The following is a 12,194-nucleotide window of genomic DNA, read 5'->3' on the forward strand; positions in this document are numbered from 1 at the left end:
TACTCGGGTGATGCGACAACGCGGCGTGGGGGTACCCCCGGCCGAAGGCTGGGGGAGTGCCGTGCCGGACGCCGCGAGCCGGTGAACCTTTCCGGCCACCGCACTAGGCGTCCGCCCGGGCCGCGGCGAGCAGTTCCTCGGCGTGTGCCCGGGCCGTCTGGGAGTCCTCCTGGCCGGCCAGCATCCGGGACAGCTCCCGGACGCGGTCCTCGCCCTCGAGCACCTTCACGCCCGACCGGGTCACCGAGCCGTCGTTGGTCTTCTCCACCAGCAACTGCCGGTCGGCGAAAGCGGCGACCTGGGGCAGGTGGGTGACGACGACGACCTGGGCGCTCTTCGCCAGCCGGGCCAGGCGCCGCCCGATCTCCACGGCCGCCTTGCCGCCGACGCCCGCGTCGACCTCGTCGAAGAGATACGTCGGCACCGGATCCGTCCCGGCGAAGACGACCTCGACGGCCAGCATCACGCGCGACAGCTCACCGCCGGAGGCACCCTTGGCGATCGGCCGGGGCGGCGCCCCGGGGTGCGGGGCAAGGAGCAGTTCGACCTCGTCGGCGCCGGTCGGTCCGCAGGCGACGGTACGGCCGTCGACCTCGACGCCCTCGGGGTCCTCGGTCTGCCGGATGTCGAACGACACGCGCGCGTGCGGCATGGCCAGGGAGGCCAGCTCGGCCGTCACGGCGGCGGCGAACCGCTCCGCGGCCTCCGTGCGGGCGTCCGTCAACGCCTGGGCCAGACCTCCCAGTTCGATGCGCAGCGCGTCCCGCTCGGCGGTCAGCTCCCCGATCCGCTCGTCGTCGCCGTCCAGCTCGGTGAGGCGGGCGGCGCTCCGCTCGGCCCAGGCGAGTACGGCGGCGACGCCCTTCTCGTACTCGCCGTACTTGCGGGTCAGCGCGCCGAGCGCGGCCCGCCGTTCCTCCACCGCCGCCAGCCGCAGCGGATCGGCGTCCAGGTCGTCGGCGTACCCCGCCAGTTCCCCGGCCACGTCGCCGAGCAGGATGCCGATCTCGCCGATGCGGTCGGCGAGCGCGGCCAGCGCCGGATCGTGCGACCGCACGGCCTCCAGGGCCCGCTGGGCACCCGCGACGAGGGTGGCCGCGTCGATGCCCTCGGGGTCCTCCGGATTGCCCGCGAGGACGGCGTGCGCGGCCGTCGCGGCGGCGGACAGCGCCTCGGCGTGGCCGAGCCGCTCCGCCTCCTCGGCCAGCTCGGTGTCCTCCCCGGCCCGCGGTTCGACCCCGGCGATCTCGTCGAGGCCGTAGCGCAGCATGTCGGCCTCCTGGGCCCGCTCACGCGCACGCGTGGTGATCTCGTCCAGCTCCGCGGTCACGACGCGGAGCCGGCGGTAGGCCTCGGCGTACTTGGCGAGCGGCACGGCGACGGCGTCGCCCGCGTACCGGTCGAGCGCCTGCCGCTGCCGGGTCAGTTTGAGCAGTCCCTGCTGGTCGGTCTGCCCGTGCACGGCCACCAGTTCGTCGGCGAGTTCGGCGAGCAGCCCCACCGGAACGCTCCGTCCGCCCAGGTGCGCCCGTGAGCGGCCCTCGGCGGAGACGGTACGGCTGATCAGCAGCGCCCCGTCGTCGAGCTCGGCGCCGGCCTCCTCGGCCCGTACGGCGGCGGAGGCGTCCGCGGGTACGCTGACCCGCCCCTCCACGACCGCTTTCCCGGCGCCGATCCGTACCAGCGCCGGATCCGCGCGTCCGCCCAGCAGCAGTCCCAGACTGGTGACCACCATGGTCTTGCCCGCACCGGTCTCACCGGTGACGGCGGTGAACCCCGGCGACAGCTCGACGACCGCGTCGTCAATCACTCCGAGTGACCGTATCCGCATCTCCTCCAACACGACCACGACCATACGAGGTTTTGGTCGCGCCGTGCGACGCCACCCCACCTTTGGAGGGGCACCCAGGGGGCAGCCGGTGCACCCGTGTCCCGGGACGGCAGTCCTAGTGCGGTGCCCCGCGCCACCCCGAGACCGGCAGCGCGAACTTGGCGACCAGGCGGTCCGTGAACGACGCGTGGTGCAGGCGGGCCAGCCGGACCGGTACCGCTCCGCGGCGCACCTCCACGCGCGCGCCGGGCGGCAGTTCGACCGTGCGCCGCCCGTCGCACCACAGCACGCCCGGCGGGACGTGCGGCAGCACCTCGACGGCCAGCACGGAGTCGGGCGACGTCACCAGGGGCTTGGCGAACAGCGCGTGCGCGGAGATCGGCACCATCAGCAGCGCCTCGACCTCCGGCCACACCACGGGCCCGCCGGCGGAGAAGGCGTACGCGGTGGACCCGGTGGGGGTGGCGCAGACGATGCCGTCGCAGCCGAACCCGGTCACCGGACGCCCGTCGATCTCGAGCACGATCTCCAGCATCCGCTCGGCGGACACCTTCTGCACGGCCGCCTCGTTCAGCGCCCAGTCGGTGTGCACGATGTCCCCGTTGCGGTGCACGACCACGTCGACGGTCATGCGCTCCTCGACCTCGTACGCCTTGCTGACCACCCGGTCGACGACCTTGTCGAGGTCGTCCCGCTCGGCCTCGGCGAGGAAGCCGACCCGCCCGAGGTTGACGCCGAGCATCGGCACGCCCGAGGCGCGGGCGAACTCGGCGCCGCGCAGCAGGGTGCCGTCACCGCCCAGCACGATGAGCAGCTCGCACCCGTCGAGACACTGCGGGGTGGCCTCCTTGACGAGCTCCACCTCGTCCGGCAGCGGCAGGTCGCGTGCCTCCGCCTCCAGGACGCGTACGCCGATGCCGGACAGCAGCAGCCCTTTGACCACGAGCTCGGCACTGCGGATGGCGGCCGACCGGCCGGTGTGGGCCAGCAGGAAAACGGTTCGAGCTTGGGTCTGTGTCAACGCGGCCCCTCCGCCACTGCGCGGTCAACATCGGCCGGGTCCAGGGCGGGCGCCCCGGCACGCAGCCACAGAAAGTATTCGACGTTCCCGGAGGGTCCGGGCAGCGGACTGGCGGTGACGCCTTCGGCCCCCAGTCCCAGTTCCCACGCCTTCCCGGCCACGGTCCGCACGGCCTCGGCCCGCAGCTCCGGACTCCGTACGACGCCCCCGCTGCCCAGCCGTTCCTTCCCCACCTCGAACTGCGGCTTGACCATCATCACCAGATCGGCGTCCGGCCTCGCGCACCGCACCAGGGCGGGCAGCACCAGGCCGAGCGGGATGAAGGACAGATCCCCCACGACAAGATCCACAGGCTCCCCATCGATCGCTTCGAGCGTCAACTCGCGTACGTTCGTACGGTCCTTGACGGTGACGCGTTCATCGCGCTGCAAAGTCCAGGCGAGTTGTCCGTATCCGACGTCGACGGCGACGACGTGTGCGGCGCCCGCGCGCAGCAGCACGTCGGTGAAGCCTCCGGTGGACGCGCCGGCGTCCAGTGCGCGCCGTCCCTCGACGACCAGCCCGCGTGGTACGAAGGCCTTCAGCGCGCCCGCGAGCTTGTGCCCGCCCCGGGAGACGTAGTCGGGGTCACTGTCGTCGACGGCGACGACGATGGCGGCGGCGGTCTCCACCTGGGTGGCGGACTTGGTCGCGACGGTCCTGCCGACGGTGACCCGCCCGGCGGCGATCAGCTGGCCGGCGTGCTCGCGCGAGCGTGCGAGCTTCCGGCGGACCAGCTCCGCGTCGAGACGGCGGCGTGCGACTCCTGCCACGTTCGGTTCAGCTCCTGTGTCGGTACGGCGGTGACTGCGCGGGGGGCGCCGGAGGTGCCGGACTGGCGTCGAGCGCGGTGAGCGCGTCGCGCAGCCCCCCGTGTACATCCTCGTACACCTCGAGGTGTCCGTCCGTGGCGAGGTGGTCGGCGTCACCGAGCCGTTCCAGGGCCGCGTCGACACGGGCGTCGCCGGTGGGGGTGCGGGGCACGAGCAGCGGGGCGGGGGCCGCGGGGTCGTGCTCGCCGGTCGCGTCGGCCGCCTCGCCGCCGGGCGGTGGAGCCTCCCCCTCGGGGTCCGCCGCCTCCTCCCGGACCTCCGTCCCGGTCACAGAGTCGCTCATGCCCAGACGCTACCGCGAAGCCCTGGGGTAACGTCGGTGGTGATGGCAACGATCGAGGAGTGCCGCAGCGCACTCGAAAGACTCTCCGACAACATGGCGACAGCGGAAGGGGACGCCCGCGAGGCGGCGGCCCTGGACCGCTCGGTGAGCTGCCACATCAAGGATCTGGACGTCACCTTCCTGGGCCGCCTCGTCGGCGGCCGGATAGAGGTGCGGGACACCGTTCAGGGCCCGCCGCCCGGGAAGGCCGAGATCCGGCTCGCCATGACCGGCGACGACCTGCTCGCGCTGGTCGGCGGGGAGCTGGCGTTCGCCAAGGCCTGGGGGTCGGGGCGGGTGAAGCTCCAGGCGAGCCTGTTCGACCTGATGCGGCTCACGAAACTTCTGTAGCGGCCAGGCCGGCCGCCGCGCCGTGGGCCGCCGCACGCGCGCGGGCCGCACGCGCCGCCGGCACCACCAGCGGCGTACCGGTCTCCGGGTCCTCGATGACCTGGCAGCGCAGCCCGAACACCTCCTCCACCAGTTCGGCGGTGACGATCTCGTTCGGCGCGCCCTGGGCGATGACCCGGCCGCCGCGCAGGGCGACGAGGTGGGTGGCGTAGCGGGCGGCGTGGTTCAGGTCGTGCAGCACGGCGACGAGGGTGCGCCCCTGCTCCTCGTGCAGTTCGGCGCACAGGTCGAGGACGTCGATCTGGTGCTGGATGTCCAGGTACGTCGTCGGCTCGTCGAGCAGCAGCAGCGGCGTCTGCTGGGCCAGCGCCATGGCGATCCACACGCGCTGCCGCTGGCCACCCGACAGCTCGTCGACGTACCGCTCGGCGAGCCGGGCGACGCCGGTCCGTTCCATGGACTCGCGCACGACCCGCTCGTCCTCGGCGGACCACTGACGCAGAATCCCCTGGTGCGGGTAGCGGCCGCGGCCCACGAGGTCGGCGACGGTGATCCCGTCGGGCGCGATCGAGGACTGCGGCAGCAGGCCGAGCGTCCGGGCGACCTTCTTGGCGGGCATCGACTGGATGACCTGCCCGTCGAGCAGTACCCGGCCCCGGCTGGGCCTGAGCATCCGCGACAGCGCCCGCAGCAGTGTGGACTTGCCGCAGGCGTTGGGGCCGACGATCACCGTGAAGGAGTTGTCGGGTATCTCCACCGACAGCTGCTCGGCGATGACGCGCTGGTCGTAGGCGAGGGTGACGTTGTCGGCGGACAGGCGGTTCACGGTGCTCCTTCGGTTGCTCACTGCGTTGCTGCGGGCGCTCATATCCGCCCGGCCCTGCGCTCGGTGACCAGCAGCCACAGCAGGTAGACCCCGCCGAGCACGCCCGTGACCACGCCGACCGGCAGCTGGTCGGCGCCGAAGGCGCGCTGCGCGGTCAGGTCGGCGGTGACCAGCAGTGCGGCGCCCATGCACAGGGACGGCACCAGGTTGGGGCCCGGGGAGCGGGTGAGGCGCCGGGCGAGCTGCGGCGCGGTCAGGGCCACGAAGCTCACGGGACCGGCGGCCGCGGTGGCGGCGGCGACCAGCAGGACGGCACAGCCCATCAGCAGCAGCCGTACGCGTTCGACGCGCACCCCGAGGGCGTAGGAGACGTCGTCGCCCATCTCCAGCATCCGCAGGGCGCGCGCGTTCGCGAGGACGACCGGGAGGACCACGGCGCACAGCACGGCCAGCGGTCCGACCTGGGTCCAGTCGCGCCCGTTCAGCGAACCGGTCATCCAGACCACCGCACGGGCCGCGTCCACGAAGTCGGCCTTGGTGATCAGGTAGCCGTTGACGGCGGTGACCACCGCGGAGACGCCGATGCCGACCAGGACCAGCCGGTACCCGTGCACGCCCTGCTTCCAGGCCAGCAGGTAGATGGCCGTGCCGGTGACCAGGCCGCCCACGAGCGCGCCGAGGGTGACCGCGCCGGCGCTGCCCGAGAACAGGACGATGACGGTGAGCGCGCCGGCGGCCGCGCCCTGGGAGAGGCCGAGCACGTCCGGGCTGCCCAGCGGATTGCGGGAGACGGACTGGAACAGCGCGCCGCCGACGCCGAGGCAGCCGCCGACCAGGAGACCGACGAGGACGCGCGGCAGCCGCAGTTCGCGGACGACGAACTCCTGCCCCGGACCGCCCTGGCCGACGAGCGTCCTGAGCACGTCGGAGGCCGGGATCGGGAAGTCTCCGGTGCCGATCAGCACGACGCTCGCCGCGAGCGCGGCCAGCACCAGCAGGGCGACGACCGCGCACGTGCGGACGTCGAGGCGCAGGGACAGCCCGCCGGGGGTGCGCAGGGCCCGTACGGGGCGGGGGATGCGGGTGGTCTTCACAGCTGGGCCGTCCTCCGCCGCCGTACGAGCAGGATGAACACGGGGCCACCGATGATCGCGGTGACGATCCCGACCTGGAGCTCGGCGGGCCGGGCGACGACCCGGCCCACGACGTCGGCACCGAGCAGCAGGACGGGGGACAGGACAGTGGCGTAGGGCAGGATCCAGCGCAGGTCGGGTCCGGTGAAGGAGCGCACGACGTGCGGGACCATCAGCCCGACGAAGACGATCGGCCCGCAGGCGGCGGTCGCGGCCCCGCACAGCACGGTCGCGGCGAGCATGGCGAGCGCCCGGGTGCGGTTCAGATCGGCGCCCAGGGCGCGGGCGGTGTCGTCGCCCATGGCCATGGCGTTGAGCGGCCGGGCCAGCAGCAGGGCGACGACCGTGCCGACGGCGAAGAACGGGAGCACCTGGGTGACGGTCGCCGTCGTGGCGGAGGCGAGGGAACCCACGGTCCAGAACCGCATCCTGCCCAGCGCCGCCCCGTCCATGATCATCACGGCCTGGACGTAGCCGTACAGCGCGGCGCCGATCGCGGTTCCGGCGAGCGCGAGGCGTACGGGCGTGGCGCCCCGGCTGCCGCCGAGGAACCACACCAGGGCGCCCACGGCCGCGGCGCCGAGGAAGGCGAACCAGACGTAGCCGCTCAGGCTGGTCACGCCCAGGAAGGTGATGGCGGTGACGACGGCGGCGGACGCCCCCGCGTTGATGCCGAGGATGCCCGGATCGGCGAGCGGGTTGCGGGTCAGCGCCTGGAGCACGGCCCCGGCCAGCCCGAGCGCCGATCCGGCGAGCAGGCCGAGGACGGTACGGGACAGCCGCTCGCCGACCACGACGTCGCCGTACGTCCCCGAGTCCTGGAACAGTCCGTGCCAGACCTGGGCCAAGGACAGCTCCTTCGCTCCGATCGCGATGCTCGCCAGGGCGACCAGCAGCAGTATCGCGACGGAGGCGAGGAGCCCAACGGCCCGCGCGCCTCGATGGGTTGGGGGCGCGGCGGCGGCCGCCGCGCGCTCTTCTGGGGGACTGTCGACCAACACGAGGTTAGGTTAGCCTACCCTCTCCACCGGTTCGACGGTTCCCGGCGCCTCACCGGGTCAGCGACGGGTTCAGAGCCCCAGTCGCGCCAGTGCCTTCCCCCCGTCCAGCTCGCACGCGTCCTCGCCGCCCGCCGTCCACGCCGCCGCGCACAGCGCGCGCAGCCCGTCCAGCGCCTCCCCGTCGCCGTTCAGCTCAAGACCGGTGTCCGCCGTCGCCGTCCACCCGCCGCACCGGAAACCGTCACCCTCCCGAGTGATTTCCGGCTGCCCGGTGAGGAGCCCCCGCAGGTCCGCGTCGACATACGTCGGCCGGTGCCGAGGGGGCGCGGCGAGCAACTTCGCGCCGTCGGTCACCCCGGTCAGGACGAGCAGCGAGTCGACCCCGCCGTTGAACGCGCCCTCGATGTCGGTGTCCAGCCGGTCCCCGACCACCAGCGGCCGCTCGGCACCGGTGCGCAGGATCGTCTCGCGGTGCATGGGCGGCAGCGGCTTGCCCGCCACCTGCGGCTCCGCGCCCGTGGCGATCCGGACGACCTCGACCGCCGCGCCGTTGCCCGGCGCGATCCCGCGTGCGCCCGGAATCGTCAGATCGGTGTTGGAGGCGAACCAGGGCACCCCGCGCGCGATGGCGTAGCACGCCTCCGCGAAACGCCCCCACGCGAGCTCCGGGCCGCCGTAGCCCTGCACCACCGCCGCCGGATCGTCGTCGGCCGACTCGACCGGCTCCAGTCCGCGCTCGCGCAGCGCCGTGCGCAGTCCCTCACCGCCGATCACCAGCACGCGCGCGCCCTGCGGCACCTGGTCCGCGATCAGCCGGGCCACCGCCTGCGCGGAGGTGACCACATCGGCCGCCTCCGCCCGTATGCCCAGCTCGGTGAGGTGCGCGGCCACCGCGGCCGGGGTGCGCAGGGCGTTGTTGGTGACGTACGCCAGATGCATCCCGCCCGCTCGGGCGGTACTCAGCGAGTCGACCGCGTGCGCGATCGCGTGGCCGCCCGCGTAGACCACCCCGTCCAGGTCGAGCAGGGCCGTGTCGTACGCCTCGCTCAGGGCCTGTGCACTGCCTTCGGGCCTCGTCCTGACGCCCTGGGTCATTCCGCATCTCTCCTCATGAAACCCGTTTTCCCCGATCATCCCCCACACCGCTGACACACGTACGATGCCGGGATGAACACAGCAGGTCATGCACCGGCGACAACGCGCCCGGGCCTCGAACTCACCCCGTTCCGCGGCCTGCGCTACGACCCCGACCGGGTCGGCAGCCTGGCCGCCGTGACGTCCCCGCCGTACGACGTCGTCGTGCGGCCCGACGGCCTGCACCACCTCCAGTCGGCCGATCCGTACAACATCGTCCGGCTGATTCTGCCGCAGGCCGAAACGCCCAGCGCCCGCAACAAACAGGCGGCGGAGACCCTGCGCCGCTGGCTCTCCGAGGGCGTCCTGGCCGCCGACCCGGAACCGGCCCTGTACGTCTACGAGCAGCGCGACGGCGACGGCATGCTGCAACGCGGACTGATCGGCGCGCTGCGCGTGTCGGAGCCGGCGGAGGGCGTGGTGCTGCCGCACGAGGACGTCATGCCGCACGTGGTCGCGGACCGCGCCGCCCTGATGCGCGCGACCAGCGCCAATCTCGAACCGCTGCTGCTCACTTACCGCGGCGACGGCTCGACCGCCGCCACCACCATGATCATCGAACGCGTCGCCGAACGGCCGCCGCTGCTGTCGACGACCACCGAGGACGGCTTCGGCCACCGCCTGTGGGCGGTCACCGACCCCGACGATCTCGCGCGCGTGCAGGGGGACCTGGCCCCACACCAGGCCCTGATCGCCGACGGCCATCACCGCTGGGCGACCTACCGCCGGCTGCGCGCGGAACACCCCTCCCCCAGTGCCTGGGACTACGGTCTGGTCCTCCTGGTCGACACGGCCCGCTACCCGCTCCGGGTTCGCGCCATCCACCGCCTGCTGCACGGCCTGCCGGTCGCCGAAGCGCTGTCCGCCCTGGACGGCCTGTTCCGCGTACGGCGTCTGGACCTGCCCCTGACGGAAGCGCTGGAGGCGCTCGCGGACGCGGCCTGCGAGGGCAACGCCTTCCTGTTCGCCGGCGACGGCGCCTTCCATCTCGTGGACCGCCCGGACCCGGCCCTGCTGGCCCGTACGATCCCGGCGGAGCACCCCGCAGCCTGGCGCACCCTCGACGCGACCGTCCTGCACGCCACGCTCCTCGAGCACGTCTGGCACATCCCCGAGGACTCCCCGGCCCACATCGCATACATCCACGACACGGTCGCCACCGTGGAGAAGGCCGAACGCGACGGCGGTACGGCCGTCCTGATGCACCCGGTCCGCGAGGAGGTCGTCCGCGACCTGGCCCGCCAGGGTGTCACGATGCCCCGCAAGTCGACGTCGTTCGGCCCCAAGCCGGCGTCGGGACTGGTGCTGAGGGCACTGGATCTCTGAAAACGACGAAGGGCGGGCCCCGGTGACCGGGGCCCGCCCTCTGCCTGTGACGGCCGGTGTGACGGCCTGACGACCGGTGGTGTCCGTCAGTCCTTGCCGGCCGGGTCGGCGTCGCCGCTCTCGCCGTTCTCGCCGATCACGCCGTTGTCGCCGCTCTCGTCGCTCTCGTCGCTCTCGTCGCTCTCGTCGCTCTCGTCGCTCTCAACTGGCTCGTCGTTCGTGCCGTTCTCGTCGAGGGCGTCGGTGAACTCCACACCGTCCAGCTCGGCCAGCCGGTCGGAGGCGTCGGTGCTGCCGTCGCGGTCGGCCTCGACGGCCTTGGCGAACCACTCCCGTGCCTCGGAGTCCCGGCCGGCGGCGAGCAGCGCGTCGGCGTAGGCGTACCGCAGACGCGCGGTCCACGGCTGGACCGAGCCGGAGGCCAGTTCGGGGCTCTGCAGCGTCACGATGGCCGCGTCCAGCTGATCCATGTCCCGCCGAGCGCCGGCCGCGACGAGCCGCATTTCCACCTGTCCGGCCTTGTCGAGCTTGTGCACCTCCGGCGCCCCGGCCATGTCCAGCGTCTTCTCCGGCCGTCCGAGACCGCGCTCGCAGTCCGCCATGACGGGCCACAGGTCCACGTTCCCGGTCATCCGCCGGGCGGCCCGGAACTCGGCGAGCGCCTCGCCGTACTTCTGGCTCGCGTACGCGGCGAACCCGGCCGCCTCCCGTACGGCGGCGACACGGGACGCCAGGCGCAGGGCCACCCTGGAGTAGCCGTAGGCACCCTCGGGGTCCTCGTCGATGAGCCGGGCGACCATCACCAGGTTCCTCGCGACATCCTCGGCGAGCGTCTTGGGCAGGCTCTGCAGCTCCTGCCGTACGTCCTTGTCGATCTCCTCGCCCGTGACGTCCTCCGGGATCGGCAGCCGCTTGATCGGCTCACGGTCCCGGTCCCGGTCCCGGTCGTCGCGGAAACGCCCGCCGCCGTGCCGGTCGTCACGGCCGCCCCGGAAACCACCCGGGCGTCCGCCCCGGTCGTCACGACGCGGGCCACGCCCACCACGGTCGTCACGGCCACGGAAGCCGCCACGGTCACCGCGGTCGAAGCCACGGCGGTCATCACGACGGTCGCCTCGGTCGAAGTCACGGCGGTCGTCACGGCGGTCACCGCGGTCGAAGCCACGGCGGTCATCACGACGGTCGCCTCGGTCGAAGTCACGGCGGTCATCGCGGCGGTCGCCGCGGTCGCTGCGCTCGAAGTCCCGGCGGTCGTCCTTCCGGTGGTCGCGACGGTCGTCACGGCGGTCGCCTCGGCCGAAGTCGCGGCGCTCGTCCCTCCGGTCGTCACGGCGGTCATCGCGGCGGTCGTCACGTCGGTAGGTGGGGCGGTCGCCGCCCTCGCGGCGGAAGCCGCGGTCACGGTCGTCGCGACGGCCGTAGCCCCCGCGGTCACCGTCACGTCGGTCGTCACGTCGGTCGTCACGTCGGTAGGTGGGGCGGTCGCCGCCCTCGCGGCGGAAGCCGCCACGATCCCCACGCTCGCCTCGCTCGGGACGATCGCCCCGCTCGGGCCTGTCGTCACGGCGGAAGCCGCCACGGTCGTCACGACGCCCGTAACCACCACGGTCGTCGTCACGACGGAAGCCTCGGCGGTCGTCACGGCGCTCACCGCGGTCGTCACGGCGCTCACCGCGGTCGTCACGGCGCTCACCGCGGTCGAAGCCAGGGCGGTCATCGCGACGGTCGTCACGGCGGTCATCGCGACGGTCGTCACGGCGGTCATCGCGACGGTCGTCACGGCGGTCATCGCGACGGTCGTCACGGCGGTCATCACGTCGGTAGGTGGGGCGGTCGCCGCCCTCGCGGCGGAAGCCGCGGTCACGGTCGTCGCGACGGCCGTAGCCCCCGCGGTCACCGTCCCGCCGGTCGTCACGCCGGTCGTCACGGCGGTCGTCGCGCCGGTCGTCACGGCGGAAGCCGCCACGATCCCCGCGCTCGCCCCGCTCGGGACGATCGCCCCGCTCGGGCCTGTCGTCACGGCGGAAGCCGCCACGGTCGTCACGACGCCCGTAACCACCACGGTCGTCATCACGACGGGAGCCTCGGCGGTCATCGCGGCGCGGTCCTCCGCGGTACCCGCCACGGTCACCGCGGTCACCACCGTCCCGGCGGTGCTGATCGCGCTCCGGGCGCTCGTCGGGAGAGTTGGCGGACATCGGTGACTCCTGTCTTCTGTACGGGAAATGCGAAAAGGACCCCTGGTCCCAGCTGAACGCTGGTGACCAGGGGTCCTCCAAAGATTGTTCGGCGGCGTCCTACTCTCCCACAGGGTCCCCCCTGCAGTACCATCGGCGCTGTGAGGCTTAGCTTCCGGGTTCGGAATGTAACCGGGCGT

12 protein-coding genes and 1 rRNA gene are annotated in these 12,194 nt (G+C 73.1%); 3 read left to right on the plus strand and 10 right to left on the minus strand.

Annotated elements, in window-relative coordinates:
- Window positions 1–103: 103 nt before the first annotated feature.
- The 4 genes from recN to ACIQMV_RS39175 all read right to left on the minus strand — a co-directional run bounded on the left by recN (window position 104) and on the right by ACIQMV_RS39175 (window position 4,007).
- Window positions 104–1,855 (minus strand): DNA repair protein RecN, encoded by a 1,752-nt coding sequence (gene recN, locus ACIQMV_RS39160; RefSeq protein WP_402597890.1) that lies wholly within the window; start codon window positions 1,853–1,855, stop codon window positions 104–106.
- A 91-nt stretch (window positions 1,856–1,946) separates the two neighbouring features.
- Window positions 1,947–2,852: an NAD kinase gene (locus tag ACIQMV_RS39165; RefSeq protein WP_141362301.1), complete on the minus strand. Its 906-nt coding sequence runs from the start codon at window positions 2,850–2,852 to the stop codon at window positions 1,947–1,949.
- Entirely contained in the window at window positions 2,849–3,664 is an 816-nt protein-coding gene (locus ACIQMV_RS39170; RefSeq protein WP_402597892.1) for a TlyA family RNA methyltransferase, read from the minus strand. Before ACIQMV_RS39170 ends, ACIQMV_RS39165 begins: the two co-directional genes overlap by 4 nt.
- 7 nt (window positions 3,665–3,671) lie before the next feature.
- The gene (locus ACIQMV_RS39175; RefSeq protein WP_141362297.1) at window positions 3,672–4,007 is read right to left on the minus strand and encodes a hypothetical protein; all 336 of its coding nucleotides are present in this window, start codon (window positions 4,005–4,007) and stop codon (window positions 3,672–3,674) included.
- 42 nt (window positions 4,008–4,049) lie between these two features.
- Here ACIQMV_RS39175 and ACIQMV_RS39180 point away from each other — a divergent pair, with 42 nt between their 5' ends.
- On the plus strand, window positions 4,050–4,397 hold the full coding sequence (locus ACIQMV_RS39180) for an SCP2 sterol-binding domain-containing protein (protein ID WP_141362295.1): 348 nt from the start codon (window positions 4,050–4,052) through the stop codon (window positions 4,395–4,397).
- On the opposite strand, the gene ACIQMV_RS39185 is transcribed toward ACIQMV_RS39180, so the two are convergent.
- From ACIQMV_RS39185 to ACIQMV_RS39200, 4 genes are all read right to left on the minus strand, one after another.
- Window positions 4,381–5,265, minus strand: a complete 885-nt coding sequence (locus tag ACIQMV_RS39185) for an ABC transporter ATP-binding protein (RefSeq protein ID WP_402597894.1) — start codon at window positions 5,263–5,265, stop codon at window positions 4,381–4,383. The genes ACIQMV_RS39180 and ACIQMV_RS39185 overlap by 17 nt on opposite strands.
- On the minus strand, window positions 5,262–6,317 hold the full coding sequence (locus ACIQMV_RS39190) for a FecCD family ABC transporter permease (RefSeq protein WP_402597896.1): 1,056 nt from the start codon (window positions 6,315–6,317) through the stop codon (window positions 5,262–5,264). Before ACIQMV_RS39190 ends, ACIQMV_RS39185 begins: the two co-directional genes overlap by 4 nt.
- Window positions 6,314–7,357 (minus strand): FecCD family ABC transporter permease, encoded by a 1,044-nt coding sequence (locus ACIQMV_RS39195; protein ID WP_402597898.1) that lies wholly within the window; start codon window positions 7,355–7,357, stop codon window positions 6,314–6,316. The genes ACIQMV_RS39190 and ACIQMV_RS39195 overlap by 4 nt, the downstream gene beginning before the upstream one ends.
- A 69-nt stretch (window positions 7,358–7,426) precedes the next feature.
- Entirely contained in the window at window positions 7,427–8,452 is a 1,026-nt protein-coding gene (locus tag ACIQMV_RS39200) for an HAD-IIA family hydrolase (RefSeq protein WP_402597900.1), read from the minus strand.
- Window positions 8,453–8,524: 72 nt separating this feature from the next.
- Here ACIQMV_RS39200 and ACIQMV_RS39205 point away from each other — a divergent pair, with 72 nt between their 5' ends.
- Window positions 8,525–9,817 (plus strand): DUF1015 domain-containing protein, encoded by a 1,293-nt coding sequence (locus ACIQMV_RS39205; protein ID WP_402597901.1) that lies wholly within the window; start codon window positions 8,525–8,527, stop codon window positions 9,815–9,817.
- Between the two features lie 86 nt (window positions 9,818–9,903).
- Here the strand turns inward: ACIQMV_RS39205 and ACIQMV_RS39210 are convergent, their stop codons facing one another.
- Window positions 9,904–10,725 carry a hypothetical protein gene (locus ACIQMV_RS39210; RefSeq protein WP_402597902.1) on the minus strand — a complete coding sequence of 274 codons (822 nt, stop codon included), beginning with the start codon at window positions 10,723–10,725 and terminating at the stop codon, window positions 9,904–9,906.
- A 60-nt stretch (window positions 10,726–10,785) separates the two neighbouring features.
- Here ACIQMV_RS39210 and ACIQMV_RS39215 point away from each other — a divergent pair, with 60 nt between their 5' ends.
- Entirely contained in the window at window positions 10,786–12,021 is a 1,236-nt protein-coding gene (locus ACIQMV_RS39215) for a hypothetical protein (protein WP_402597903.1), read from the plus strand.
- Between the two features lie 80 nt (window positions 12,022–12,101).
- Here the strand turns inward: ACIQMV_RS39215 and rrf are convergent.
- Window positions 12,102–12,194, minus strand: a 5S ribosomal RNA gene (gene rrf / locus ACIQMV_RS39220); the annotation flags it as partial.

This window comes from Streptomyces sp. NPDC091412 (assembly GCF_044756885.1).
Lineage (GTDB): Bacteria > Actinomycetota > Actinomycetes > Streptomycetales > Streptomycetaceae > Streptomyces.

Bases quoted from the DNA above. Each gene is read 5' to 3' on its own strand.
- recN (WP_402597890.1), bottom strand. From the start codon at position 1,855: ATGGTCGTGGTCGTGTTGGAGGAGATGCGGATACGGTCACTCGGAGTG.
- ACIQMV_RS39175 (WP_141362297.1), bottom strand. From the start codon at position 4,007: ATGAGCGACTCTGTGACCGGGACGGAGGTCCGGGAGGAGGCGGCGGAC.
- ACIQMV_RS39180 (WP_141362295.1), top strand. From the start codon at position 4,050: ATGGCAACGATCGAGGAGTGCCGCAGCGCACTCGAAAGACTCTCCGAC.
- ACIQMV_RS39185 (WP_402597894.1), bottom strand. From the start codon at position 5,265: ATGAGCGCCCGCAGCAACGCAGTGAGCAACCGAAGGAGCACCGTGAAC.
- ACIQMV_RS39200 (WP_402597900.1), bottom strand. From the start codon at position 8,452: ATGACCCAGGGCGTCAGGACGAGGCCCGAAGGCAGTGCACAGGCCCTG.
- ACIQMV_RS39205 (WP_402597901.1), top strand. From the start codon at position 8,525: ATGAACACAGCAGGTCATGCACCGGCGACAACGCGCCCGGGCCTCGAA.